We start from the raw sequence: 23,879 nt of genomic DNA on the forward strand, positions 1-23,879 counted from the left end.
CTCCAAACTATCGTGAGTGCATGACCGACCCGACGCCGTGGACGCCCGCCGATGCCGCCCGATGGATCGCGGTGCCCGGCCCGGACGACGACAAGTACTCCCGCGGCGTACTCGGCATCGTGACGGGCTCCGACCAGTACCCGGGCGCGGCCGTGCTCGGGGTGGAGGCGGCGTTGCGCACGGGAGTCGGGATGGTCCGTTACCTCGGCCCGAGGCGCGCCACCGATCTCGTGCTGCACCGCCGACCGGAGGCCGTCGCGTCCGACGGTCGGGTGCAGGCATGGCTTCTCGGTTCGGGCATGGACCCGGTCGATCGGGACACGACCCTCATGGAGCGAGCCCTCGACCAGGGCCTCCCCGTCGTCCTCGACGGGGGAGCGCTCGACCTCCGTGCCCGGGCGCGCGGCCCGGTGGTGCTCACGCCGCACTACCGGGAGTTGGCCCGCGTGCTCGGGGCGGACGCGAGCGAGATCGCCTCGGACCCGGCCGGGTGGGCGAGCCGGGCATCCGTCGAGCTGGATGCCACGGTGCTCCTCAAAGGCCACTCGACCTACGTCGCGGGACCAGGCGTCCTCCTCCGGGTCTCCGCGGCGCCCGCCTGGCTCGCGACGGCGGGGGCGGGGGACGCGCTCGGCGGCATCCTCGGGGCGCTCGTGGCGACCCACGCGGCAGACCCCGACCTGCCGGCCCTCGCCGCCACAGCAGCCCTCGTTCACGGCCTCGCGGCGGAGCGGGCGAGCGCCGGCGGTCCGCTCACGATCCTCGACCTGTGCGCGAGCATCCCGGCGGTCATCGCCGAGCTGATCAGCTGAGGAAGCGGCTCAAGAACTCGCGGGTGCGCGGCTCGCGCGGGGCGCCGAAGAGCTGCTCGGGAGGCCCCTGCTCGGCGATGAGACCCTGATCCAGGAAGACGACATGGTCGGCGACGTCGCGGGCGAACGCCATCTCGTGAGTCGCCATGACGATCGTCGTCCCCTCCGCCTTGAGCTCTCGCACGAGGTCGAGGACTTCGCCGACGAGCTCGGGGTCGAGGGCGCTCGTGATCTCGTCGAGGAGCAGGAGCTCGGGGTTGGTCGCGATCGCGCGGACGATCGCCGCGCGCTGCTGCTGGCCGCCGGAGAGCCGATCGGGGAAGGACCGGGCGTGCTCGGCGAGGCCGATGCGCCCGAGCAGGTCGATACCTCGGGCCTCGGCATCCTGCCTCGACTCACGGAACACGTGCCGCGCGGCGAGAGTGACGTTGTCGAGCACGCTCAGGTGCGGGAACAGGTTGTAGTGCTGGAAGACGACGCCGATGCGTGCGCGCACGGCGTCCGCCGGGACACGGGGGTCGCTGATGTCCTGCCCCCGCAGGAGGATCTGCCCGTCGTCGATGCGCTCGAGGAGGTTGATCGTGCGCAGGAGCGTCGACTTGCCCGAACCACTCGCCCCGATGAGCGCGACGACTTCGTGGGTGCGCACGGTCAGGTCGATGCCGCGCAGCACCTCCCGGTCGCCGAACGACTTGTGGATGCCTTGGAGCTGGAGCACGACCTCGCTCATACGATCCCGCCGATCTGCTCCCGGTCGCGCAGCCGCGCGGTGTACCAGTCGGTGAGGCGGATGATCGGGATCGACAGGATCACGAAGAGCAGGCCCGCCACGACGTAGGGCGTGAAGTTGAAGAACTTCGCCGTCTCGATCTGGGCCGCGCGGACCGCATCCACCGCTCCGAGCACCGAGATCAGGCCCACGTCCTTGGTGAGGGCGATGAAGTCGTTCATGAGCGCGGGAGTCACCTTGCGTACCGCCTGCGGCAGGACGATGAGTCTCAGCGTCTTGCCGTGGCTGAGACCCAGCGAGCGGGCGGCCAGCCGCTGCGAGGGATGCACCGCCTCGATACCCGCGCGGAACACCTCGGACACGTATGCCGAGTAGGTAAGGATGAGGGCGACGGTGCCCAGGACGACCGCGGGGATGCGTGCTTCCCCCGGCCCCTGGAGCCCGGGAACCCCGTACCCGACCAGGTACAGCACGATGATGAGCGGCAGGCCGCGGAACAGGTCGGTGTACGCCGAGGCGAGGAACCGCAGCGGGAAGAAGATCGGCCCGCGCAAGGTGCGCACGATCGCCAGGATGACACTCAGCACGAGGACACCGGCGACGGCGAAGCCGAGCACGCGCAGGTTCAGGAGGAAGCCGTCCCACACCCGGGGGAGCGCCGCCCAGAACACCTCGGGGTCGAAGAAGGTCTGCTGGACCCTCGCCCAGCCCGGGGTGTTGATGATGGTGGCCCACAGCACCACGGCGAGCACGACCGTGGAGGCGGCACTGATCGCGACCGAGCGGATGGTCTGGCGACGACGGAAGGCCCGGCGGCCGAGCTCGATGGAGCTGGGCTGCCGGGCCGTCTCGTCGGTCGAAGTCACTCCAGAACGCTACTGGAGGACGGGCACCGCGACCGCGTTCGAGAGCCACTCGGCCTCGATGTCCGCGAGAGTGCCGTTGTCGCGCAGCGCGTCGACGGCGTCGGTGACGGCGCCGGTGAGCGGGCTGTCCTTGGGCAGGACGAGGCCGAACTGGTCGCCCGTGCCGTCCTCGAGCGGGAACTGGCCGATGATGAGGCCGCCCGTGAGCTCGACCCCGGTGAGGTAGAACGCGGTCGGCAGGTCGACGACGATCGCGTCGACCTGGCCGCTCTCGAGGGCGAGCTTCGCGTCGTCGTTCGTGCTGAACGCCTGCGCTCCGGCGGTCGGGGCGATGACCGACTCGATGGTGGCAAAGCTCGTGGTGCCGGTCGCGGCGCCGATCAGGAGGCCCTTGAGGTCATCAATCGACGTGGCACCGGCGGCAGCGGAGCCGTCGACGGTGATGATGGCCTGAGTGGTCTCGTAGTAGGGCGACGAGAAGTCGACATTCGCCTTGCGCTCCTCGGTGATCGAGAACTGCTGCAGGTTGAAGTCGAAGTCCTTGGGGCCGGGAGCAATGGCCTCGTCGAAGGTCGTGCGGACCCAGACCACGTCCTCGGCCGCGAACCCGAGCTCCTCGGCGACGGCGTAGGCCACCGCGGCCTCGAAGCCCTCGCCCGACTCGGGCGCGTCGTCCAGGACCCACGGGTAGTAGGCCGGCTCGCCGGTGCCGATGGTGAGCTTGCCCTCGGTGACGTAGTCGCTCGCGGGCGTCGAACCGGAGTCGGCGGCGGGGGTGCAGGCGGCGAGGCCGACGACGAGGGCGGCGGCGCCGATCGCGGCCAGGCCGCGGGTGATCGTGGACATACGGGTCTCCTCCGAGGGTGCTGTGTGCTCCCATCATCCCAAAGGCGGCGGTGGGCGCGCGAGACGGCGACGAATTGTTACCGGTTACGCTTGTCAGCCATGACGGATGCCCCGACCGCCCTCTCGCGACCGTCCTCCGTCCTCCGGCTCATCGCCGCGAGCCCCCTCACCCTCTGGGTCGCGTTCGTCGCCGCCCACCTCGTGCTCGGCCTGCTCGCGCTCTACGCACCGGGCCTGCCGCTCGGCGACGTCACCCTCGTGTACCGGTTCTGGATCGAGGAGGCTTTGGGCGGCGGGCTCTGGGTCGGCATCGACACGGCGTGGGTGTACCCGATCCTCGCGCTCGTACCGATGCTGCTCGCCACCGTGTTCGGCCCCGACCAGTACGGCGCGACGTGGCTGTCGCTCGTGATGGTGCTGAACGCGGTCGCGTTCGGGTTCGTGACCGGGTGGGGGCGCCGCCCCGAGCGCATCGCCGCGGGCTGGTGGTGGATCGCCTTCCTCCTGCTGCTCGGCCCCATCGCGCTCGCCCGGATCGACTCGGTCACGGTGCCGATCGCCCTCGTCGGCGTGCTGCTGCTGGCCTCGCGGCCCGTGCTCGCCTCTGCGCTCCTCGCCGTCGCGACGTGGATCAAGGTGTGGCCCGCCGCCCTCGTGCTCGCGGCCCTCATCGCGGTGCGGGACCGACTTCGGATCGTTGCGGGCGCGGCGGCCGTCACCGCGGTCGTGCTCATCGGTGCGCTCCTGCTCGGGGCGACGTCGAGCGTGCTGAGCTTCATCACGGAGCAGACCGGTCGCGGCCTGCAGGTCGAGGCCCCTGTGAGCACCGTGTGGCTCTGGCTTGCGAAGGCGGGGGTGCCCGGCGCCTTCGTGTACTACGACACGGGCATCCTCACCTACCAGGTCGAGGGCCCGGGGTCCGGCTTCGCAGCGGGCCTCATGACGCCGCTGCTCGCGGTGGCGGTCTTCGCGATCTCCGCGCTCGCCGTTGTCGCCGTGCGTCGAGGGGCGGCTGTCGGCGACCTGCTGCCGCCGCTCTCGCTCGGGCTCGTGACGGCGCTCATCGCATTCAACAAGGTCGGCTCGCCGCAGTTCGTCTCGTGGTTCGCGGTGCCCATCGTGCTCGGCATCGTCACGAGCGCCGCGGGCTGGGGTCGGTCCTTCCGCGTGCCGGCGATCCTCGTGCTCGTGATCGCCGCCCTCACCCAGGTCGTCTACCCGTACCTGTACAACTGGCTGCTCTCGCTCGACCTGCTCCTCCTCGTCGTGCTCTCGGCCCGCAACCTGCTCTACTTCGCGCTCCTGGCGTGGGCGATCCGGGCAATCGTCGCGTCGCCGCACTGGGCGGAGGAGCACCCGGTGGGGGAGGATGGGCTGCAGACGGTGTGGCCGATCCGGCTCACCGACGGCAGCGCTCAGCCGCAGGCAGCGAAGGGGTAGTCATGCTCGTAGCGTTCTCGGTCGCGCCGAGCGGCGGTCGCGACGACGACTCGGTGCACGACGCCGTGGCGGCCGCCGTCGCGGTGGTGCGGGCATCCGGGCTCCCCAACCGCACCGACGCCATGTTCACGACCATCGAGGGGGAGTGGGACGAGGTCTTCGACGTCGTCAAGCGCGCCACCGAGGCCGTCGGGCGCTTCGGTACGCGCGTCTCCCTCGTGCTCAAGGCGGACATCCGGCCCGGTCGTATCGGCGAGATCACCGGCAAGGTGGAGCGGCTCGAGCAAGCGCTCGAGCGGGAGGCGCAGCTCGACTGATCGAGCGTGATCGATTGCGCCACGGCGCGGATGGCTTCGGCGGGGTCGGCCCTAGACTGGTTGCTCGGCTCGACGGCGAGCGGCACCTCCTGTACGCGCGCTCGATCGGCCCCTTCTCATGACCCTCACACCCACTCGCATCCGACTCGCTCTCCTGGCGCTCGCCCTCGGCGGATTCGGGATCGGCCTCACCGAGTTCGTGGCCATGGGTTTGCTGCCCAACCTCGCCGCTGACCTGCTGCCGGACATCTGGTCCGTCTCGCACGAGCGCGCGAACGCGCAGGCGGGATGGCTCGTGTCGGCCTACGCCGCGGGAGTCGTCATCGGCGCCCCGACGATCGCGGCGGTCGCCGCCAAGTTCCCCCGCAAGCAGCTCCTGCTCGCGTGCGTCGCCCTGTTCACGCTCGGCACCCTCGCCTCCGCGCTCCTGCCGACCTTCGAGACGGTTCTCGTCGCGCGTTTCGTGGCAGCGCTCCCGCACGGCGCCTACTTCGGAATCGCCGCTCTGGTCGCGGCGTCGCTCATGGGCCCCGGCAAGCGCGGCCAGGGGGTGGCGCTCGTGCTCTCCGGCCTCACCATCGCGAACGTCATCGGCGTGCCGACCATTACGTGGCTCGGCCAGGAGGCCGGCTGGCGGATCGCCTACCTCGCGGTGGCGGCGGTGTTCGCGGCCGCCTTCGCGGCCATCGCGCTCGTGGTCCCGTTCCAGCCGGGCGACCCGGCGGCGACGGTCCGTCGTGAGCTGGGGATCTTCTCCCGCGGCCAGGTGTGGCTCGCGCTGCTCATCGGCTCGATCGGCTTCGGCGGCTTCTTCGCGGTCTACACCTACGTCGCCCCGCTCGTGACGAACGTCACGGGTCTCGACCCGGCCGTCGTACCGTGGGTGCTCGTCGTCGCGGGAATCGGCATGACGGTCGGCAACTTCGTGGGTGGCCGCGCGGCGGACCACAGCGTCATCCGCACCCTCTTCCTGTGCTTCGGCGCGTTCTTCATCGCCCTGCTGGGACTAGCGCTCACGGCGCAGTGGACGGCCGGACTGTTCGTCTTCGTGTTCCTCGTGGCGGCCGCGGCATCCGCCCTGTCCCCGGCGATCCAGACGCGGCTCATGGATGTCGCGGGCGATGGTCAGTCGCTCGCGGCGGCCATCAACCACTCGTCGCTCAACATCGGCAACAGTCTCGGCGCGTACCTCGGCGGCATCACGATCGCCGCGGGGCTCGGCTACCTGTCCCCGACGTGGGTGGGCCTGCTGCTCGTGATCCCGGGGGTTCTGCTCGCGGTCGTCAGCGTCGCCCTCGAGCGCCGCGCGGGCAACCGCTCAGAAGGAGCGCGGGGTGTCGCCCTCGACGAGGATGCCGTCCTCGATCGCCCGCTTGCGTAGCGCCACCTTCGTTCCCACGTCGAAGCCCGCGACGCGGTACTTCTCGCGGATCCGCTTGAGGTAGCTCTTCGCGGTCTCCTCCGAGATGCTCAGCTGGAACGCGACGGCCTTCACCGGCTCGCCGCCGCCGTAGAGCGCCATCACCCGGCGCTCCTGCGCGCTGAGCTTGGGGGAGCCGCCGACCTCGCCGGCGTTGAGGGCGAGGTCGAGCTCGGCCGAGACGAACGGCTCGCCCTCCGCCGCCGCGCGGATCGCTTCGACGATCATCCCCGCGTCCTCGCTCTTGACGAGGTAGCCGAGAGCGCCCGCCGCGAGCGCCTCGCGGACGACGTTCGGCTCGGAGTAGGTGCTCATCAGCACGACCTTCACGCCCATCGTCTTGAGCGTGTTGATCTTGAGCGAGATCGGGATGTTGTCCTTGAGGTCGAGGTCGAGCAGCACGACGTCGACGGGGAACTCAGGGTGCACGGTGAGCTCGGGCCACGTCGGTACCGCGACGACCATGTCGATGTCGGACGCGGCGCTGCGGATCCACTCGGTGAGTGCCCCGAGGAGCATCTTGTGGTCGTCGACGAGCGCGAGCCGGATGCGGTCTGAGGATGTCACGGTCGTTCCTTCGCTGGGTGTTCGGTCATTGGTCCGCGGGGTTGTCGACGAGGGCCTGGATCTCCACTCGGAGGCTCTGGTTCTCGGTCGAGTCGACGTACTTGCCGACTCGACCGATAGCTTCCCATGTCGCCGGGTCGACGCGGTTGCGCGGCGCGCCCGTCGTCGTGATGACGATCGGCACGGAGATCTTGCGCCCCTGGGGGGTGTCGACGGATGCCGTTGCCGGCCCGATCACGAGGGCCACGGTCCGGGCGGCGCTCGCCTTCGTACTGTCGCTCACGAGCAGCCACGCGGTGGACAGGAGCCCGTCGCGCTGCTGGGGGTCGAGCAGCCCCGCGAGGGACCCCTTGTCGGTGAGGGTGACCGCCTTGCCGAGCAGGTCGGACTCGGTGATCGCGTGGTACAGCCACGTCTCGCGGCGCCCCTCGATGAGGTGCAGGCGAAGCTCCGTGGCGAGGGAGGCGGCCGTGCTCGCGGTCTTCGGGTCGAGGGGGAGCTTCACCTTGCCGGTCGCCACGCTGTCGAGCAGCTCCTCGGCGGCGAGGTCGAGCCGGGCGAGCTCCTCGGAGGCGAGCATCCCGACGGCGAACCGCGGGGCCGACACCGTGGACTGCACGAGCACTCGGTCGAGCTCGATCTGGACGAGCCGTCGGAACCCGGAGACGACGAACACGCCGATGACGGCGGGCAGCACGGCGAACGCGAGGGTTGTGATCTGGCCGCTCGCCGTGTCGGCGCTCCAGGCCGTGTTCACGATCATCGCCGTGGCGAGCGCGGCGCCGAGCACGCCCACCGAGACGAGGACGTCGACCGTGCGCCGCAGCGTGACGACGATGAGCAGTCCCATACCGGCCGTCACCGCGGCGGTCGTGTAGAAGCCGACGTTGTGGAGCGGCCAGACCGCGTACAGGTCGAGTGCGACGCTCGCGCCAAGGCCGAGGAGGAAGAGCACGAACGCCCAGTCGGGCAGCAGGTCGCCGCTCACCCGGGCGGTGACGAAGGTCGCCACGAGAGTGACGATGAGCACGAGCCACGCCGCGAGAGCGGGGTACGGGTTGGGGTACACGTCCCAGAGTCCGAGGAACCACACGAACCCGTACACGGCGCGCAGCGCGACGACGACGGCCGCCCCGATGCCGATGAACCCCGTGCCGAGGCTCGAGCGGCGCGGCGTGGCCGCACGGATGACGCGGCGCGTCGCATCCGCCTCCCGCCGCCGCGACTTGCCGCCGATGATGACGCCGAGGGTGTTCTCCTCGGGGATCGCTGAGCTCACTTCGGCACCTCCAGGACCACGGTCGTTCCCGAGCCGGGGGCGGAGAACAGGCGCGCCTTGCCGCCGACCTCCTTGAGCCGCGCGACGACGGACTCCTTGAAACCGAGTCGCGCGGAGTCGACGTCGTCGAGGGCGAAGCCCACTCCCGAGTCGGTGACCATGGCGCGCACGGTCGTCTCGTCGTCGGTGATGGTGACGTGCGCCTCGGTGACGCCCGAGTGCCGCCGCACGTTCTCGAGGCACTCGGCGAGAGCGAGCAGGAACGCGTCGAGCACGTGCGTCGGCAGCAGCACCTGCCCGGTTCCGTGCCAGCTCACCTCGAGCCCCATGCGGCCGAAGCGCTGCTTCACCGACTCGAGGGTGGTGCCGAGCACCGTCTCTTCGTTCGATTCGAGGTTGTAGACGCCCGAGGACTGCGGCGTGGGTGTGGCGCCGAGCCGGAGCTGCCGCAGAAGTCGGGCATCGTCGGCCGCCTGCTGGCGCATCGCCTCGGGGGCCACCCCGACCCCCGAGTGGGCGAGAAGCGTGAGTGTGGCGAGCACGGTGTCGTGCAGCAGCCGGGCGCCCTGGCGACGCTGGGCCTCGGTCTCGCTCGCCTGCCGCTCGGCCCGGTGGGCCCGGCCGATGCTCGCGATGCGGCGAGCGGCCTGCGGCACCCCGGCGCTGATCCAGAACCCGATGACGGTCGCGAGGAGCCACCCGAGCACGAGCAGCGGCAGTACGCGCAGAGGCGGTTGGAACGGCGCCAGCAGCACGGTCGTCAGCGCCGTGACCGCAACGAACGAGAGGCCGAGCATCACTCGCCGCACCGGCTCGGTCGTCAGTACGACGGCGAATGAGGCGAGGGAGCCGGCACCGAGCGAGGTCGCGGCCGAGATCGCGGACGGGCCCGGTCCGACGGTGCTCACGAGGGAGATGAGCAGCAGGATGCCGATGCCGGCGCCCATCGCGAGCAGCACCCACCGGCGCGACCTGCTCACCCCCACCCGGTACTGGCTGAAGCCGATGAGCGCGTAGAAGGGGAAGCACAGCACCCAGGTGAGCATGTCGATGCCGCCTGGGATGGTCAGGCACACCAGGGACACGACCGTGAAGCAGAGGCCGTACACGCGTGCGGTGCGCTGCAACAGACGGTCGCGTTCTTTCGCGATGAGGTCCATGTGCCCTCATGCTCGCACACCGTGCCCCACTATTGGGGGTGGCGCACCGAGCGTCGTACCCCGGATCGGCACGGTACAGTCACTAGTACAAGAGGGGTACGCGATCACGATCGCAGACCACACAAATCGAGTCGACCGGGGACCTAGCCCCGGACGACGGCCGGCGTCCCAACCCGAATTCGACGCCGGGGCCGGCTCACAGCACGTGCCGGTCCGACCGGGGGGTTGCCAGGGGCCGCAGCTATCGCGTTGCGGCCCCGCCCTCGTTAAGCCGAGCTCAGTAGGGCAGACCGCAGTAGTCGGCGAAGAAGTCGTACAGGCTCGAGCGCACGTCATCGGAGACGGGCACGACGATGCGACCCGCCCGGCCGTCCGACGTGTCGACGTCGAACGGGAAGAGCGTGCCCTGCTTGTCCTCCGCGATGGCGTGGGGATCGCAGCGCGAGGGCTCGACGAGCAGCCTCAGCAGCACGGCGCCGGAGTCGGCGTCGATGACTGCGTCGAGCCGCAGCTCGGTGACGTGCGAGCCCGAGTCATCCACGAGCGACAGCAGGGGAGTGTCGCGCGCCGAGCGGACCGTCAGGGTGCCCGGGGCGGCTGTGGGTGTGACGGTGAAGTCGAGCTGTGCGGGAGCGCCGGCGCCCGGTGTCCACGAGGCCGCAGCGGGGGGCGTGATGGTCGCATGGGATGCCACGGCCGCATCCAGGCAGTCCTTCTCGTTGATCGCCGTCACGATGTCGGTCTCCTCCAGCACGACGACGGCGGTCGCGGGGGAACCGTCGGCGCGCGAGAACGAGAGCTCGACGGCGTCCCGGATCGGCTCGTCGCCGCACTCGGGGTCGCCGAGCAGCACCGGGAGGTCGCGGGCACTCCCGGCGGGCACGGTCTGCGCCCGGTCGAACGACGCGGGCTCCGCGAACCGGCTCGACTCGAACGTCGCCCCGGTCACCTCGAGGGCGTCGGCGGTGCCGTTCGCGACCCGGATCTGGAGCTGGTGCAGCGCTCCGTCGAAGCGGGTCTGGAACACGGAGACGGTGATGCCCGCCGGCAGCGCGGTCGACGGCGCCGAGCATCCCGTGAGCACGACCGCGAGCGCGAGGAGAACGCCGATCGCCCGAGCCATTCCTCGATGATAGGGCTGCGCTGACGTCAGGACTCGAGGAGCCGACGCAGATGGTCCCCGACGAGGGCGTCCTCGATGAGGAAGCCGTCGTGGCCGAACGGGGAGCTGATGACGACGGGCTCGGTGCCGTCGAGGTTGGCCGGAAGGTGGGCGGCGATGCGCCGCTGGTCGGCCACGGGGAAGAGCCGGTCGCTGTCGATGCCGAGCACGAGAGCCGTCGCGGTGGCGCGGCGCAGGGCATCCACCGTCCCGCCGCGACCGCGGCCCACGTCGTGCGAGCTCATCGCCTGCACGAGCGCGATGTAGCTGTTGGCGTCGAAGCGCCGCGTGAACTTGTTGCCGTGGTAGTCGAGGTAGCTCTCGACCGCATACCGGCCGCCGCCGCCGAGCGGGCTGATGCCGCTCTGCCAGCTGCGCTCGAACCGGTCGTTGAGCTCGGTGGGGGAGCGGTAGTTGAGCAGGGCCATCCGACGGGCCAGCGCGAGGCCCTGGTGCGGGCCCTCCTCGGCGTCGTAGTAGTCGCCGCCGGCGAACAGCGGGTCCATGCGGATCGCCTCGAGCTGCACCGAGTTGAGTGCGATCTGGTCGGCGTTGGAAATGGCCGGGGCAGCGAGCACGGCGACGCGCTCGAGGCGGTCCGGGTTCGATATCGCCCACTCCAGGGACTGCATGCCGCCCATCGAGCCGCCGATGACGGCCGCCCACTTCCGGATCCCCAGGGCCTCGGTGAGGGCGAGCTGGGTTGCGACCTGGTCGCGGATGGTGATGAACGGGAAGCGCGATCCCCACTCGCGGCCGTCCGGGGCGTAGGACGCGGGGCCGGTCGTGCCTTGGCAGCCGCCGAGCATGTTCGGTGCGACGACGAACCACTTCTCGGTGTCGACGGCCTTGCCGGGGCCGACGATCCCGCCCCACCAGCCGCCGGTGGGATGCCCGGGCCCCGGGTCTCCGATGAGATGGCTGTCGCCCGTCAGGGCGTGCACGATGAGCACTGCGTTCGTGCCCGAGGGATTGAGGGTGCCGAACGTCTCGAACGCGACGCGCACGACCGGCAGCTCGCCGCCGCGCTCGAGGGGCAGTGCGCCGATGGACAGGAACTGGCGGATGCCTTCGGGGTCGCCCTCGCGCCACGCCCCGGTGACGGGGGGCTTGCCGATGAGGGAGCGCGCGTTGGCCTCGCTGATGAAAGCGGAGGGAACGGTGTCCTCGGGGGTCTGCCAGTCCATGTCGTCTCCAGTATCCCGGAAACGCCGAGGGCGTCCGTGTTTGTTACACGGACGCCCTGCTGAGGAGGAGGTTACGCGGAGGCGTTGGCGGCGGCGACCTTGCGGGCGGCCGCGAAGCCGGCCTCGAGGTCTGCCTTGAGGTCCTCGACGTTCTCGATGCCGACGGACAGGCGCACGAGGCCCGGCGTCACACCGGTCGTGAGCTGCTGCTCCGGCGTCAGCTGCGAGTGGGTCGTGGATGCGGGGTGGATGATGAGGCTGCGCACGTCGCCGATGTTGGCGAGGTGGCTGAAGAGCTCGACGTTCTCGACGAGCGCGCGGCCCGCGTCGACGCCGCCCTTGAGCTCGAACGAGAGGACCGCGCCGACGCCCTTGGGGGCGTAGGTGTTCGCTGCCGCGTACCACGGGCTCGAGGGCAGGCCGGAGTAGTTGACCGAGGCGACGTCGGGGTGGTTCTCGAGCCACTCGGCGATGTCCTGGGCGTTCTGGGTGTGGCGCTCGATGCGCAGGCTGAGCGTCTCGATGCCCTGGATGAGCGCGAAGGCGCTGTCGGGGGAGAGCGCCGCTCCCGTGTCGCGAAGCAGCTGCACGCGGATCTTGATGACGTACGCGATGCCGTCGCCGAGAACGCCCGTGTAGCTCGCGCCGTGGTAGCTCGGATCGGGCTCGGTGAGGCCGGGGAACTTGTCGACGTGCTGCGACCACGCGAACTTCCCGCCGTCGACGATGACGCCGGCGATGACGGTGCCGTGGCCGCCGAGGAACTTCGTCGCCGAGTGCACGACGATGTCGGCGCCGTGCTCGAAGGGGCGGATCAGGTACGGCGTGGCGATCGTGTTGTCCACGATGAGCGGGACGTCGTTCTCGTGCGCGACGCCGGCGACCTTCGCGATGTCGAGCACGTTGATCTTCGGGTTGCCGATCGTCTCGGCGAAGAAGAGCTTCGTGTTCGGACGCACCGCCGCTGCCCATTCCGCCTCGTCGTCCTGGTTCTCGACGAACGTGACCTCGATGCCGAGCTTGGCGAGGGTGTACTTGAACAGGTTGTAGGTACCGCCGTAGATCGACGACGACGAGACGATGTGGTCGCCGGAGTTCGCAATGTTGAGCACCGCGTAGGTGATAGCGGACGAGCCGGAGGCGACCGCGAGGGCCGCGGTGCCGCCCTCGAGCGCGGCGACGCGCTGCTCGACGACGTCGGTGGTCGGGTTCATGAGGCGCGTGTAGATGTTGCCGAACTCGGCGAGCGCGAAGAGGTTCTGCGCGTGCGTGGTGTCGTTGAACACGTACGAGGTCGTCTTGTAGATCGGCGTCGCGCGGGCGTTCGTGGTGGGGTCGGCCTGGGCGCCGGAGTGAACCTGCTTGGTCTCGAACTTCCAGTCGGACATTACTGCTCCTTGACTCATGGGGGCGGGCAGTGCCGCCCGTGCGTAGTGAGCCTAGGCAGGCGGCATCCCCCGGGCAACGGCGTCGGAAACACGGCGTAACCATTTGCTCTCCAGCGACTAGTCGTGCAAGAGTAGTCGCGTGTCGTCCATCCGACTCTTCATCCTGAGCGCGTTCGAGGAGCGCGGCCCGCTGCACGGCCACGCCCTGCGGCTCGTGGCCGACGAGGAGCACATCGACGAGTGGGCGGATGTCACGCCCGGAGCGGTCTACGGGGCCATCAAGCGCCTCGCTGCCGAGGGTCTGATCGCACCCGTGCGGGTAGAGCGCGAGGGCAACTACCCCGAGCGGCAGGTGTTCGAGATCACCCCCGCGGGACGGGAATCGCTCCGCAGCATCCGATCGGCGGCGCTCGAGACCATCGACTACCGGCCCGACCCGTTCGACCTGGCCATGGCCAGACTCGGCGCCGAGAACCTCGACGACCTGCGGGAGACCCTGGAGGGGCGGCTCGCCGAACTGCGCGGGATGCTCGCCGCCGACGAGATCAGGATCGAGCGGATCGCCCAGTACCTCACCCTCACCGAGCAGCACGTCGTGCGGCACGACCTGCATCGACTGCGCGGCGAGATCGCATTCCACGAAGAACTCCTCGAGGCGCTCCCGGCGATCCTCGCAGACGAGTCGTCCCGGAAAGGACCCCACTCATGACCGCTCCCGCCTCCGCTCCTGCGTCCCCGATCACGGTGACGCCCCGTCGCGCGTGGCTTGCCCTCGTCGTGCTCCTCGCCGGAATGTTCATGGCCTTGCTCGACACGACGATCGTCAACGTCGCGCTGCCCACGATCCGGACGAGCCTGGATGCCTCGGAGGCCACGCTCTCGTGGATCATCTCCGGCTACGCTCTCGCCTTCGGGCTCGTGCTCATCCCCGCGGGCCGGATCGGAGACCGGTTCGGGCACAAGTGGGTGTTCTTCACGGGCCTCGCGGTGTTCACGGGGGCGAGCGTGTGGTGCGGTCTCGCGCCGGACAGCACGCACCTCATCATCGCGCGCGTCGTGCAGGGGCTCGGGGGCGGAATCTTCTTCCCGCCCGTGCAGGCGTTCATCCAGCTCATGTTCCCGCCCCAGAAGCGCGGCAAGGCGTTCGGGATCATGGGCGCGGTGATCGGCATCTCCTCGGCGCTCGGCCCCATCGTCGGCGGACTGCTCATCGAGGCGATCGGCGAGGAGAACGGCTGGCGCTGGATCTTCGCCGTCAACGTGCCGATCGGCATCCTCGCGCTCGTCGCCGCGATCGTGCTGCTGCCGTCGGGATCGGAGGGCAAGAAGCTGTCGACGGATGTCGTCGGCCTGGCGCTCGTGAGCGGCGCGCTCGTCGCACTGCTCGTGCCGCTCATCCAGGGTCAGGACGAGGGCTGGCCGCTGTGGACCTTCCTGTCGCTCGCCGGGGGCGTGCTCCTGCTCGTCGCCTTCGCCTTCTGGGAGCGCCGCCTCGCCGCCCGCGGTGTCGAGCCGCTCGTGCCGCCGCACCTGTTCTCGCACCCGGCCTTCACGGGCGGGACGATCCTCGCTCTCGTGTTCTTCGCGGCGTTCACGAGCATCTTCTTCACCATCTCCATCCTCTGGCAGGCGGGCCTCGGCCACACCGCCCTCGAGTCGGGCCTCGTCTCGGTGCCGTTCGCGATCGGAAACATCATCGGGGCGAGCCAGAGCGATCGCCTCGCCCAGCGGCTCGGTCGCGCCGTGCTCGTGATCGGCAACGGTCTGCTCTCGATCGGTCTCGTCGCCCTCTTCCTCATCCTGCTGCTCACCCCCACCGCGGATCTCACCAACTGGGAGCTGCTGCCGGCGCTCCTCGTCGCCGGCTTCGGCGCTGGGCTGTTCATCGCCCCGAACGCGCGATTCATCGTCGCGACCGTCGACCGGGCGGAGGCCGGGGCGGCGAGCGGCGTCATCGGCACCATGCAGCGCATCGGCTCCGCCGTCGGCATCGCCGTCATCGGCAGCGTGTTCTTCGGCAACATCGGGGCCATTAGCGGGCCGGCCGACCTCGCCGGAGCGTTCGGTCAGGCCGCGACGCCGGCGCTCGCCGTGAGCGCCGCGTTCGCGATCGCGGCCTTCGCCCTCGTCTTCGCTCTCCCGAAGCGGGTGAACAGCTTCTAGCGGCGGCGCGAGCCGGTCGGGTCGCGCTTCGAGGGGCCCGCGGGCGCGTCATCCAGCACCCGGAACAGCCACCGCGGCTTGGGCTCCACGAGCGGCCGGAACACGCGCCGGACGAGCGGGCTCGCGAGCGCGATCGAGATGGCGATGCTCGCGAAGACGAGCCCGACGAGCCACATCGCCGACGCGTGCTCGCCGCCGAGGATGCCCGTCTCCCGGATCGGGTAGAGAACGAAGCTGTGCAGGAGGTACACGTACATGGTGGCCTGACCGAACCCGGTCATCCACGTCGCCGACCGGGGAACCAGCACGAAGAACGCGGCGCTCAGCAGCACGGCGAGCACGATGAGCGCGAGCCGCACGAAGCCCGCCCACCACTGGTCCTCGCCGAGCGCGGTGTACGAGTCGTCGTAGAAGAACCAGAACCGCAGGTCGACGAGCCGGAAGAAGTCGATGTTGAGGATGACCGCGAGAAGCCACGCGCCGAGCACGACGACGGCGCCGCCGCGAACCCACCACGCGACACGGTTCGCGAGCTGCCAGCGGTCGACGAGCCTCCACTGGCGGATCTGCCAGCCGAGGAGGAAGAAGGGGAGGATGCCGATCGCCCGCGACAGCGAGAACGTCGAGTCCACGTTCGACAGGTACCCCACTCCGACGGAGAACAGCACGGCCCAGAGCAGGGGCCAGCGGATGAGCGCCAGGTACGGCAGCACGAGACGGAAGATGCCGAGGGCGAGCAGGAACCACAGCGTCCAGCTCGGCTTCGACGGGTTGAACTCCTGCTTGCCCTCGACGAGGAACTGCACGACCGTCCAGATCGTCTCCATGATGAAGTACGGCAGAAGGATGTCGGTGAGCACCTTCTTCATGGTGCGGGTGGTCGGCGGGCTCGCCTTCGAGAAGTACCCGCTGATCATCGCAAACGCCGGCATGTGGAACGCGTAGATGAACAGGTAGAGCACGAGCGCGTTGTCGGAGTCGTAGGTGAGGCGCTGGATCGCGTGGCCCGTGACGACGAGGACGATGCAGAGGAAACGGGCGTTGTCCCAGAACGGCACGCGCTTCTTCGCGGGGACGGTGCTCACGGAGCCGGTGGCGGGCGCTGCGTCGGTCATCGAGTCCACCCTAGCCGCGCTAGTTTTGACGGATGGGTGATCGTCGCGCAGTTGTCACGGGAGCGAGTTCGGGGATCGGCGAGGCGACGGTCCGCCTCCTCCGCGAGCACGGCTGGCAGGTGACCGGGGTCGCGCGGCGCGCGGACCGACTGGAGGCTCTCGCCGCCGAGACCGGCGCCGAGGTGTTCGTGGCCGACATCACGAAGCAGAGCGACGTGGATGCCCTGCGCGCCCACCTCGAGGCCAGCGGCCCCGTTCACGCCCTCGTCAACAACGCGGGCGGCGCGTTCGGTCTCGCCTCCGTCGAGGACAGCGACGTGGACGACTGGATTCGGATGTACGACGTCAACGTCGTCGGGACCAAGCGGGTCACCTCCGCGCTCCTCCCGCTGCTGCGGGCAGGGGTCGAGCCGGGCGGGAGCGCGAGCATCCTCATGATCACCTCGATCGCCGGCCACGTGCCCTACGAGGGCGGCGGCGGGTACAACGCGGCGAAGTTCGCCCAGCACGCGATGACGGCGGTGCTGCGCCTCGAGCTCGCGGGGGAGCCGATCCGGGTCATCGAGGTGGCGCCCGGAATGGTGAAGACCGAGGAGTTCTCGCTTGTGCGCTTCGGCGGCGATCAGGCCAAGGCCGACGCCGTCTACGACAACGTGCCCGACCCCCTCTACGCGGACGACATCGCCGAGGCGATCGTCCACGCCCTCGAGCTGCCCCCGTTCGTCAACCTCGACCTCGTGACGATCAAGCCGGTCGCGCAGGCCGCGCCGCACAAGGTCATTCGGGGCGAGCTGCGGCCTCGGTAGCCTCCTCGAGGAGCCCCTCCTCGACGTCGGCGAACGCGAGCTTCGGCACGAGGAACAGCAGCACCGCCGCGACGAGCGCGCCGACACCGCAGATCGCGAACACGGTCATGTATCCGAGGAAGCTGGATGCCGTGTGCCCCGCCACCGCGACGGTGCCGGCCGCGAGCACGATCGCGAACACGGCGGAGGCGAAAGATCCGCCGATCGTCTTGGTCGTGTTGGTGAGGCCGGTGGCCACGCCGGTCTGACCGCGCGGTGCGGCGGCGGCCGCCGCCGACGGGAGGGCGCCGACGAGAGCGCCCGAGCCGATGCCGGCGATCGCCATGTTCACGAAGACGCCGATCACGGTCGCGTTGTTCACGAGGAAGAGAAGGTAGCCGGTCGCGACGAAGAACGTCGCGACGATGAGGGCGACTCGCGGGCTCGACCACTTCGACAGCCGGGGGAACAGCAGCGCGCCCACGATCATCGAGATGAGGTAGGCGCCGATGAGGTAGGAGAGCACGTCGGCGTCGAGGCCCAATCCGAAGCCGTGCTCCTCAGGGTCGGTGCCCGCGAAGGTGGCGAGGGGCGCTTGGGCCCCGAGCAGGCTGATGCCCACGAGCCCCGCCGTGAGCTGCACGGGCCACATCGTCGGCTGCCGCAGTACGCGAAGATCGATCGCGGGGTCCTTCTGCTTGAGCTCGTAGCGGCCCCAGGGGATGAAGACGAGCACGCCGACGATCATGAACACGTACACCCACCACGTGCCGGGCCCGTTGATGCGCAGGAACGTGAGCCCCGACGTGATGAGCAGAAGGCCGAGCGTGAGCACGACGAAGCCCCAGATATCGAGGCTGCGTCCGGGCAGCGGCGTCGACTCCGGCACGCCGAACAGGATCGCGAAGAACACGAGGGTCACCGCGATCGCGGGGAAGTAGAGCGTGGTCTGCACATCGCCGAGGGCGGTGAAGATCTTGCCCGCGCTGAGGGCGCCGATGATCGCCCCCGCCTCGAGGGCGACGACGAGGTAGCCCGCGGCCCGACGGGTCTGCGATGCCCCCGTGCCGGTGACCCGGCCGCGGTCGAAGATGAGAGCGACCTCGAGCGGCAGCCACACGACGTAGAACCCTTGCAGCGCGAACGCGACGAGGAACCAGGTGAAATCGGTAGTGAAGGCGAGTCCCCAGGTGGCGAGCGCGGTGAGCACCGTCGAGACCAGGAGGATGCGCTTGTGACCGTACATGTCACCGAGCTTGGCGAGCACCGGCACGACGATCGCCGACAGCAGCAGCTGGGCCGCCTCGAACCAGTTGAAGTCGGCGTCGCGGATGCCGAGGTGCTCGACGAGATCCGGGATGATCGGCACGTAGTACCCCTGGAGGATGCCGCTCACGAGCTCGACGAGGAACAGGTAACCCACGAGGCCGAACGTGACGCCGGCGGCCTTCCCACGCAGCACTGACATGATCGCGATGCTAGCGGGTCGCGGCCGCAACACGCCCGCAACGCGGGGCGGCTAGCGTTGAGGGCATGAGCGACGAGCGCGAGGTACTGGGCTGGGGCGAGTTCGGGGATGCGTCCCGAGAGCTCGCGCAGGTGATCACGGACGACGGGTGGACGCCCGACGTCGTCGTCGCGATCGCGCGCGGTGGCCTCCTGCTCGCCGGCAGCATCTCCTACGCGCTCGGCGTCAAGAGTTGCGGCGCGCTCAACGTCGAGTTCTACACCGGTATCGGCCAGCGGCTGCCCGACCCCGTCCTGTTGCCGCCGCTCCTCGACGAGGTGTCGTTGCGCGGCAAGCGCGTACTGCTCACCGACGACGTGTCGGACTCCGGTCGAACGCTCGCGATGGTCGTGCAGCTCCTCGAGGCGACGGGGGCGGAGGTGCGCACCGTCGTGCTGTACACCAAGCCCGGCACCGTGCACGAGCCCACCTACACCTGGAAGCGGACGCCGCTGTGGATCACATTCCCGTGGTCGGCCTTGCCGCCCGTGGAGCGCTCCGTCGAGGGGGCGTCGGCGTGAGCATCCATCTCGTCGGCGGCGGGCGCAGCGACGACTACGCGGGTGAGGTGTACGAGGCGTTCCTCGAGGAGGCGGCGGCACGGGCATCCGCGTCCGACCGGACGGTTCCCCGCATCGCCGTGCTCCTCGTCGGCGCAGATGAGGAGGTCGCCGACGCCTACCGGGCCCAATTGGCCCGCGTCGCGCCGAGCGACCCGGTGGTCGAGCTCATCGAGGAGGGGGAGCGCTTCGAGTCGCGCGTTCTCGGCGGCATCGATGCGCTCCTGATCGGTGGCGGGCACACGCCCTCGTACCTCCTCGCCGTCTCCGGCATCACCGACGAGATCCGGCTGCTCGTCGCCGACGGCTTGCCCTACCTCGGCTTCTCCGCGGGCGCGATGATCGCTGCCGACGCCGCGATCGTGGGCGGCTGGCTCGTCGGCGACGTCGCGGTATGCCCCGAGGAGACCGCGGAGGACCTCGACGACGTGACGGTCGCCGAGGGGCTCGGCCTCGTCGACCTCGCGATCGACGTGCACGCGGCCCAGTGGGGCACCCTCGGTCGGCTCATCGCGGCGACCGAGGCCGGCCTCGTCGACGGGGGAGTCGCGATCGACGAGTTCACGGTGCTCATCGTCGGCGAGGGCGCTCTGCGCGTCGTCGGCTCGGGCAGCGTCTGGCGCATCACGCCCGGCGATGAGGGCGTCGTCGTGGGGACGCTCGGCGCGTGAGCCCCCGCCCGCTCGCGGACCTCGTGGCGCCCGACTGGGCGGCCGCGCTCGAGCCGGTCGCGCCGCGGATCGCGGCGATGGGGGACTTCCTTCGCGCCGAGACAGCGGCGGGGCGGCGCTACCTCCCCGCGGGCGAGAACGTGCTGCGCGCCTTCAGCTATCCGCTCTCGGACGTGCGGGTGCTCATCGTCGGGCAGGACCCGTACCCGACGCCCGGGCATCCCATCGGCCTGTCCTTCGCGGTCGAGCGCTCGGTTCGCCCCCTCCCGCGGAGCCTCCAGAACATCTACAAGGAGCTGCGTGACGACCTGGGTATCCCGCCCGTCGCGCACGGGGACCTCACTGCGTGGGCCGACCACGGCGTCATGCTGCTCAACAGGGTGCTCACCGTGCAGGCGGGCGCCTCGGGCTCCCACCGGGGCAAGGGCTGGGAAGAGGTCACCGAGACGGCGATTCGCGCCCTCGTCGATCGGGGCGGCCCCCTTGTCGCGATCCTGTGGGGGCGGGATGCCGCGACCCTCGCGCCGCTCCTCGGCGATACGCCGATCATCCGATCCGCGCACCCCAGCCCGCTGTCGGCGTCGAGCGGGTTCTTCGGCTCGAAGCCGTTCAGCCGCGCGAACGAGCTCCTCGCGCAGCAGGGTTCGCCCCCTGTCGATTGGCGGCTGCCTCAGTAGGGTGGAGTCATGGTCAGCGGGGGAACGACGATCGAATTCCGCGGCATCACGAAGACCTTCGGCGCGGTGCGCGCCGTCGACGACCTGACGTTCTCGGTGCAGCCGGGTCAGGTCACGGGCTTCCTGGGGCCGAACGGGGCGGGCAAGACGACGACGCTGCGCATGCTGCTCGGGCTCGTGAGGCCGACGAGCGGCAGCGCGACGTTCGGAGGTGTCGCGTACGCGCAGCTGCCCGACCCCTTGCGCACGGTGGGCACGGCGCTCGAGGCGTCGAGCTTCCACCCCGGTCGGTCGGCGCGCAACCACCTCCGCGTGTATGCCGCGGCCGCCGGGCTGCCCTCCTCGCGCGTCGAGTTCGTGCTGGGGGTCGTGGGGCTTCTCCCGTACGCGGACCGCCGCGTCGGCGGCTACTCGCTCGGGATGCGCCAGCGCCTGGGCCTCGCGTCGGCGCTCCTCGGCGACCCGGCCGTGCTCGTGCTCGATGAGCCCACCAACGGCCTCGACCCCGAGGGCATCCGCTGGATGCGGGGATTCCTGCGCGATCGCGCCGCCGAGGGGCGCACGGTCCTGGTGTCCTCCCACGTGCTCTCCGAGGTGCAGCAGAGCGTCGACCGCGTCGTGATCATCTCGCGCGGCCGAGCCGTCTACGAGGGCGACCTGGACGGGCTCGAGGCGAGTGCGACAGTCCGTGCCGACTCGGCCGAGCGCGCCCGGCTCGCCTCCGCCATCGCCCTCACCGGTGCCGCCGTCACGACAACCGACGCCGGGGTGATCGCCACCGGCATCACGACCGAGGAGGTCGGGCGACTCGCCCTCGACGCGGGCATCGCGCTCACGCTCTTGACGGAGGAGCGGGCAGGCCTCGAAGACGTCTTCCTCGAGCTCGTCGGCGGAGAGGCAGCCTGATGCGCGCGATCGCGTCCGAGGCCCGCAAGCTGCTCTCCGTGCGGCTGTGGTGGATCCTCCTCATCATCCTCGTCGCCTACGTCGGCTTCACCGCCGCCCTCCTCGCTGGGCTGTTCGGCGCACTCGGCGACCAGCTCGCGTCGAGCCCGGGAGCGCCGCAGCTGCCCGTCGAGACTCTCCCGCCGATCGTCTACAGCACGGCGACGGCGGTGGGCTACGTGTTCCCGCTCATCCTCGGCGCTCTCGCCGTGACGAGCGAGTTCCGCTACCAGACGCTCACTCCGACGTTCCTCGCGCAGCCGCGGCGCGGTGTGGTACTCGCCGCCAAGGGGCTCGTGCTCGCTCTCGCGGGGGCCGTCTTCGGGATCGCGGGGCTCGCGGCATCCGTAGGTCTCGGCGCTCCGCTGCTCGCGCTCACCGGCAACGCGACGGGACTCGACGATCCCGACACCTGGCTGCTGCTCGCTCGCGCTGTGCTCGCGATGGCCCTGTGGGCGCTCATCGGCGTGGGGCTCGGCACCCTCATCCCGAACCAGGTCGGGTCGATCGTCGTCGTGCTCGCGTTCACCCAGTTCGTCGAGCCGATCCTGCGCTTCGGTGCCTCGATCTGGGACTGGACGGCCGAGGTCGGCAAGTTCCTGCCGGGCGCCGCGAGCGACGCACTCGTCGGCTCGAGCATCTTCACGTCGTCGGGCACCGGCACGACCGCCGTGCAGTCCCTGGAGTGGTGGCAGGGCGGACTCGTGCTGCTCGGGTACGGCGCGATCGTCACGGTCGCGGGACTGGCGACCACCTGGCGGCGCGACGTAACCTAGGCTGACCCGGAGGAGGATCGGATGCTGGAGGAGGAGTACGCCCCCCGTCGGCAGCTCCCTCCCCACTTGCGGCCGGCGCCGGTCGAGGAAGCCCCCTTCGAGTACTCGCTCCGGCAGGCCACGGAGAAGGACCTCCCGCACGTTCTGGAGATCTACAACCACTACGTGCGCAACTCGAGCGTCACGTTCGACGACTCGGTCATGAGCCTCGGCCAATTGCGCCGGAAGTTCGCCAAGACGCAGGAGAAGCGCCATCCCTTCGTGGTGGCGGAGAGCCCGTCGGGCCAGATCCTCGGGTTCGCCTACGTCTTCCCCTGGAAGGACAAGGCGGCCTTCCGGCACTCGGTGGAGAACTTCATCTACCTCGGGCCGACCGCCACCGGCAAGGGTCTCGGCAAGGCGCTCCTCGGGGAGCTCATCTCGCGCTCCAAGGCGGCGGGGCTCAAGGAGATGGTTGCCGTCATCGCGGACCAAGGGGCCGAGGCATCTATCGCCCTGCACCGCGACTTCGGGTTCAAGCAGACAGGGCACATGGGGCGCGTCGGTTTCAAGTTCGACCGTTGGCTCGGCACCGTCTTCATGCAGAAATCGCTGAAGTGATCTCCCGCACGGCCGCCTCGATCTCTCCGACGGTCGACGGCTCACCGAGCCACAGCATGCGCAGCAGCAGCCCGTCGATCGCGTGAGCCGTGACGCGCGTGCGCACCGGATGCAGCCGCTCGGGGTCGATCGCGTGCTCGAGGGCGCCGTACCACGCCTCGGCGTCGGCCCGTAGCGCGTCCCGCCGCATCGCGAGGAACATGAGCTCGTACTGCGCGATCGCCGCACCCCGGTGGGTGAACGCCCAGTCGTGCATGACCTCCGCGAAGCCCCGCAGGTCGTGCTCCCCGAGGTCGGCGAAGAGCGCCACTTGCTGCTGCGTCGCTCGTCGCAGCGCGCTCACGAAGAGGTCGTCGAGCGTCGCGAAGTAGTACGTCGCGCTCGCGACGGGTACGCCGGCCTCGGCCGCGACGGAGCGGTGTGTGACCCCGGATGCCCCGTCCCGCTCGAGCACCCGCAGCACCGCGTCGAGCAGCGCCTCCCGCCGCGCCTCGCCCTTCGGCGTCAGGGTCACTCGTGCCGCCCGCCGAGCTCGAGCAGCACGACTCCGCCGACCACGAGTGCCATTCCGAGCAGTTGCTGCCACGTGAGCATCTCGCCAAAGGCCAGCCACGAGATGACGGCGACGAGGACGACCCCCACTCCGGCCCAGATGGCGTAGGCGATGCCCAGTGGCACTCCGCGCGAGAGTGTCTGCGAGAGCATGACGAACGCGAAGACGTAGCCGGTGACGACGATCGGGTACGCCCACCAGACGGCCTTCTCGCCCGACGTGAGCTTGAGGAATGTGGTGGCGATGACCTCGCCGGCGATCGCGAGGGCGAGGAACAGGTATCCCATGGGTGGCCTCCAATTTCTTGTACAAATGTACCAGAAGTTTGGCGGGAGGAGGGCGGCGCATCCCGC

At 70.1% G+C, this 23,879-nt stretch carries 26 protein-coding genes; 13 read left to right on the top strand and 13 right to left on the bottom strand.

Going from position 1 to position 23,879, the window contains the following annotated elements:
- Positions 1-20: 20 nt before the first annotated feature.
- A complete protein-coding gene (locus Q5716_RS04315) occupies positions 21-812 on the top strand; it encodes an ADP-dependent NAD(P)H-hydrate dehydratase (RefSeq protein ID WP_305001857.1) in 792 nt (263 codons plus the stop codon).
- Here Q5716_RS04315 and Q5716_RS04320 read toward each other — a convergent pair.
- The 3 genes from Q5716_RS04320 to Q5716_RS04330 are packed head-to-tail and all read right to left on the bottom strand — an operon-like array spanning position 805 to position 3,254.
- Positions 805-1,542: an amino acid ABC transporter ATP-binding protein gene (locus tag Q5716_RS04320; RefSeq protein ID WP_305001858.1), complete on the bottom strand. Its 738-nt coding sequence runs from the start codon at positions 1,540-1,542 to the stop codon at positions 805-807. The genes Q5716_RS04315 and Q5716_RS04320 overlap by 8 nt on opposite strands.
- A complete protein-coding gene (locus Q5716_RS04325; protein ID WP_305001859.1) occupies positions 1,539-2,408 on the bottom strand; it encodes an amino acid ABC transporter permease in 870 nt (289 codons plus the stop codon). The genes Q5716_RS04320 and Q5716_RS04325 overlap by 4 nt, the downstream gene beginning before the upstream one ends.
- 9 nt (positions 2,409-2,417) lie before the next feature.
- A complete protein-coding gene (locus Q5716_RS04330; protein ID WP_305001860.1) occupies positions 2,418-3,254 on the bottom strand; it encodes an ABC transporter substrate-binding protein in 837 nt (278 codons plus the stop codon).
- A 99-nt stretch (positions 3,255-3,353) separates the two neighbouring features.
- On the opposite strand from Q5716_RS04330, the gene Q5716_RS04335 reads away from it, so the two are divergent.
- The 3 genes from Q5716_RS04335 to Q5716_RS04345 all read left to right on the top strand — a co-directional run bounded on the left by Q5716_RS04335 (position 3,354) and on the right by Q5716_RS04345 (position 6,392).
- Positions 3,354-4,694: a glycosyltransferase 87 family protein gene (locus Q5716_RS04335; RefSeq protein WP_305001861.1), complete on the top strand. Its 1,341-nt coding sequence runs from the start codon at positions 3,354-3,356 to the stop codon at positions 4,692-4,694.
- Positions 4,695-4,696: 2 nt separating this feature from the next.
- Entirely contained in the window at positions 4,697-5,011 is a 315-nt protein-coding gene (locus Q5716_RS04340; RefSeq protein WP_305001862.1) for a thiamine-binding protein, read from the top strand.
- A 118-nt stretch (positions 5,012-5,129) separates the two neighbouring features.
- A complete protein-coding gene (locus tag Q5716_RS04345) occupies positions 5,130-6,392 on the top strand; it encodes an MFS transporter (RefSeq protein WP_305001863.1) in 1,263 nt (420 codons plus the stop codon).
- On the opposite strand, the gene Q5716_RS04350 is transcribed toward Q5716_RS04345, so the two are convergent.
- The 6 genes from Q5716_RS04350 to Q5716_RS04375 all read right to left on the bottom strand — a co-directional run bounded on the left by Q5716_RS04350 (position 6,330) and on the right by Q5716_RS04375 (position 13,174).
- Positions 6,330-6,998, bottom strand: a complete 669-nt coding sequence (locus Q5716_RS04350) for a response regulator transcription factor (protein WP_305001864.1) — start codon at positions 6,996-6,998, stop codon at positions 6,330-6,332. The two genes, Q5716_RS04345 and Q5716_RS04350, sit on opposite strands and share 63 nt — an antisense overlap.
- Positions 6,999-7,023: 25 nt before the next feature.
- Positions 7,024-8,277 carry a hypothetical protein gene (locus Q5716_RS04355; RefSeq protein WP_305001865.1) on the bottom strand — a complete coding sequence of 418 codons (1,254 nt, stop codon included), beginning with the start codon at positions 8,275-8,277 and terminating at the stop codon, positions 7,024-7,026.
- Positions 8,274-9,437, bottom strand: a complete 1,164-nt coding sequence (locus Q5716_RS04360; RefSeq protein ID WP_305001866.1) for a sensor histidine kinase — start codon at positions 9,435-9,437, stop codon at positions 8,274-8,276. Before Q5716_RS04360 ends, Q5716_RS04355 begins: the two co-directional genes overlap by 4 nt.
- Positions 9,438-9,714: 277 nt before the next feature.
- Complete coding sequence (locus tag Q5716_RS04365) at positions 9,715-10,560, bottom strand: putative periplasmic lipoprotein (protein ID WP_305001867.1); 846 nt, start codon at positions 10,558-10,560, stop codon at positions 9,715-9,717.
- Positions 10,561-10,586: 26 nt separating this feature from the next.
- A complete protein-coding gene (gene metX / locus Q5716_RS04370) occupies positions 10,587-11,786 on the bottom strand; it encodes a homoserine O-acetyltransferase MetX (RefSeq protein WP_305001868.1) in 1,200 nt (399 codons plus the stop codon).
- Positions 11,787-11,857: 71 nt separating this feature from the next.
- Positions 11,858-13,174 carry a bifunctional o-acetylhomoserine/o-acetylserine sulfhydrylase gene (locus tag Q5716_RS04375; RefSeq protein WP_305001869.1) on the bottom strand — a complete coding sequence of 439 codons (1,317 nt, stop codon included), beginning with the start codon at positions 13,172-13,174 and terminating at the stop codon, positions 11,858-11,860.
- Between the two features lie 139 nt (positions 13,175-13,313).
- On the opposite strand from Q5716_RS04375, the gene Q5716_RS04380 reads away from it, so the two are divergent.
- Both Q5716_RS04380 and Q5716_RS04385 read left to right on the top strand, forming a co-directional pair.
- On the top strand, positions 13,314-13,883 hold the full coding sequence (locus Q5716_RS04380; RefSeq protein ID WP_305001870.1) for a PadR family transcriptional regulator: 570 nt from the start codon (positions 13,314-13,316) through the stop codon (positions 13,881-13,883).
- A complete protein-coding gene (locus Q5716_RS04385) occupies positions 13,880-15,337 on the top strand; it encodes a DHA2 family efflux MFS transporter permease subunit (protein ID WP_305001871.1) in 1,458 nt (485 codons plus the stop codon). The genes Q5716_RS04380 and Q5716_RS04385 overlap by 4 nt, the downstream gene beginning before the upstream one ends.
- Here the strand turns inward: Q5716_RS04385 and Q5716_RS04390 are convergent.
- On the bottom strand, positions 15,334-16,452 hold the full coding sequence (locus Q5716_RS04390) for an acyltransferase family protein (protein ID WP_305001872.1): 1,119 nt from the start codon (positions 16,450-16,452) through the stop codon (positions 15,334-15,336). The genes Q5716_RS04385 and Q5716_RS04390 overlap by 4 nt on opposite strands.
- A 32-nt stretch (positions 16,453-16,484) precedes the next feature.
- On the opposite strand from Q5716_RS04390, the gene Q5716_RS04395 reads away from it, so the two are divergent.
- A complete protein-coding gene (locus Q5716_RS04395; RefSeq protein ID WP_305001873.1) occupies positions 16,485-17,258 on the top strand; it encodes an SDR family oxidoreductase in 774 nt (257 codons plus the stop codon).
- Here the strand turns inward: Q5716_RS04395 and Q5716_RS04400 are convergent.
- Positions 17,230-18,705, bottom strand: a complete 1,476-nt coding sequence (locus Q5716_RS04400; protein ID WP_305001874.1) for an MFS transporter — start codon at positions 18,703-18,705, stop codon at positions 17,230-17,232. The genes Q5716_RS04395 and Q5716_RS04400 overlap by 29 nt on opposite strands.
- Before the next feature lie 65 nt (positions 18,706-18,770).
- On the opposite strand from Q5716_RS04400, the gene Q5716_RS04405 reads away from it, so the two are divergent.
- The 6 genes from Q5716_RS04405 to Q5716_RS04430 are packed head-to-tail and all read left to right on the top strand — an operon-like array spanning position 18,771 to position 22,973.
- Complete coding sequence (locus tag Q5716_RS04405; protein WP_305001875.1) at positions 18,771-19,265, top strand: phosphoribosyltransferase; 495 nt, start codon at positions 18,771-18,773, stop codon at positions 19,263-19,265.
- Positions 19,262-19,975 carry a Type 1 glutamine amidotransferase-like domain-containing protein gene (locus Q5716_RS04410; protein ID WP_305001876.1) on the top strand — a complete coding sequence of 238 codons (714 nt, stop codon included), beginning with the start codon at positions 19,262-19,264 and terminating at the stop codon, positions 19,973-19,975. Before Q5716_RS04405 ends, Q5716_RS04410 begins: the two co-directional genes overlap by 4 nt.
- On the top strand, positions 19,972-20,652 hold the full coding sequence (locus Q5716_RS04415; protein WP_305001877.1) for a uracil-DNA glycosylase: 681 nt from the start codon (positions 19,972-19,974) through the stop codon (positions 20,650-20,652). The genes Q5716_RS04410 and Q5716_RS04415 overlap by 4 nt, the downstream gene beginning before the upstream one ends.
- A 9-nt stretch (positions 20,653-20,661) precedes the next feature.
- Positions 20,662-21,558, top strand: a complete 897-nt coding sequence (locus tag Q5716_RS04420; RefSeq protein ID WP_305001878.1) for an ABC transporter ATP-binding protein — start codon at positions 20,662-20,664, stop codon at positions 21,556-21,558.
- On the top strand, positions 21,558-22,373 hold the full coding sequence (locus tag Q5716_RS04425) for an ABC transporter permease (RefSeq protein WP_305001879.1): 816 nt from the start codon (positions 21,558-21,560) through the stop codon (positions 22,371-22,373). Before Q5716_RS04420 ends, Q5716_RS04425 begins: the two co-directional genes overlap by 1 nt.
- Before the next feature lie 21 nt (positions 22,374-22,394).
- The gene (locus Q5716_RS04430) at positions 22,395-22,973 is read left to right on the top strand and encodes a GNAT family N-acetyltransferase (protein WP_305001880.1); all 579 of its coding nucleotides are present in this window, start codon (positions 22,395-22,397) and stop codon (positions 22,971-22,973) included.
- Here the strand turns inward: Q5716_RS04430 and Q5716_RS04435 are convergent.
- Together Q5716_RS04435 and Q5716_RS04440 are read right to left on the bottom strand one after the other, a co-directional pair.
- Complete coding sequence (locus tag Q5716_RS04435; protein WP_305001881.1) at positions 22,951-23,487, bottom strand: TetR/AcrR family transcriptional regulator; 537 nt, start codon at positions 23,485-23,487, stop codon at positions 22,951-22,953. The genes Q5716_RS04430 and Q5716_RS04435 overlap by 23 nt on opposite strands.
- The gene (locus tag Q5716_RS04440) at positions 23,484-23,813 is read right to left on the bottom strand and encodes a DMT family transporter (protein WP_305001882.1); all 330 of its coding nucleotides are present in this window, start codon (positions 23,811-23,813) and stop codon (positions 23,484-23,486) included. The genes Q5716_RS04435 and Q5716_RS04440 overlap by 4 nt, the downstream gene beginning before the upstream one ends.
- Positions 23,814-23,879 lie beyond the last annotated feature (66 nt).

The organism is Antiquaquibacter soli (assembly GCF_030580675.1).
Classification (GTDB): Bacteria; Actinomycetota; Actinomycetes; order Actinomycetales; family Microbacteriaceae; genus Rhodoglobus; species Rhodoglobus soli.

Coding starts and splice junctions, on each gene's coding strand:
- Q5716_RS04315 (WP_305001857.1), top strand. CDS start 21: ATGACCGACCCGACGCCGTGGACGCCCGCCGATGCCGCCCGATGGATC.
- Q5716_RS04320 (WP_305001858.1), bottom strand. CDS start 1,542: ATGAGCGAGGTCGTGCTCCAGCTCCAAGGCATCCACAAGTCGTTCGGC.
- Q5716_RS04330 (WP_305001860.1), bottom strand. CDS start 3,254: ATGTCCACGATCACCCGCGGCCTGGCCGCGATCGGCGCCGCCGCCCTC.
- Q5716_RS04335 (WP_305001861.1), top strand. CDS start 3,354: ATGACGGATGCCCCGACCGCCCTCTCGCGACCGTCCTCCGTCCTCCGG.
- Q5716_RS04340 (WP_305001862.1), top strand. CDS start 4,697: ATGCTCGTAGCGTTCTCGGTCGCGCCGAGCGGCGGTCGCGACGACGAC.
- Q5716_RS04345 (WP_305001863.1), top strand. CDS start 5,130: ATGACCCTCACACCCACTCGCATCCGACTCGCTCTCCTGGCGCTCGCC.
- Q5716_RS04360 (WP_305001866.1), bottom strand. CDS start 9,437: ATGGACCTCATCGCGAAAGAACGCGACCGTCTGTTGCAGCGCACCGCA.
- Q5716_RS04365 (WP_305001867.1), bottom strand. CDS start 10,560: ATGGCTCGGGCGATCGGCGTTCTCCTCGCGCTCGCGGTCGTGCTCACG.
- metX (WP_305001868.1), bottom strand. CDS start 11,786: ATGGACTGGCAGACCCCCGAGGACACCGTTCCCTCCGCTTTCATCAGC.
- Q5716_RS04375 (WP_305001869.1), bottom strand. CDS start 13,174: ATGTCCGACTGGAAGTTCGAGACCAAGCAGGTTCACTCCGGCGCCCAG.
- Q5716_RS04385 (WP_305001871.1), top strand. CDS start 13,880: ATGACCGCTCCCGCCTCCGCTCCTGCGTCCCCGATCACGGTGACGCCC.
- Q5716_RS04390 (WP_305001872.1), bottom strand. CDS start 16,452: ATGACCGACGCAGCGCCCGCCACCGGCTCCGTGAGCACCGTCCCCGCG.
- Q5716_RS04395 (WP_305001873.1), top strand. CDS start 16,485: ATGGGTGATCGTCGCGCAGTTGTCACGGGAGCGAGTTCGGGGATCGGC.
- Q5716_RS04400 (WP_305001874.1), bottom strand. CDS start 18,705: ATGTCAGTGCTGCGTGGGAAGGCCGCCGGCGTCACGTTCGGCCTCGTG.
- Q5716_RS04405 (WP_305001875.1), top strand. CDS start 18,771: ATGAGCGACGAGCGCGAGGTACTGGGCTGGGGCGAGTTCGGGGATGCG.
- Q5716_RS04420 (WP_305001878.1), top strand. CDS start 20,662: ATGGTCAGCGGGGGAACGACGATCGAATTCCGCGGCATCACGAAGACC.
- Q5716_RS04425 (WP_305001879.1), top strand. CDS start 21,558: ATGCGCGCGATCGCGTCCGAGGCCCGCAAGCTGCTCTCCGTGCGGCTG.
- Q5716_RS04430 (WP_305001880.1), top strand. CDS start 22,395: ATGCTGGAGGAGGAGTACGCCCCCCGTCGGCAGCTCCCTCCCCACTTG.
- Q5716_RS04440 (WP_305001882.1), bottom strand. CDS start 23,813: ATGGGATACCTGTTCCTCGCCCTCGCGATCGCCGGCGAGGTCATCGCC.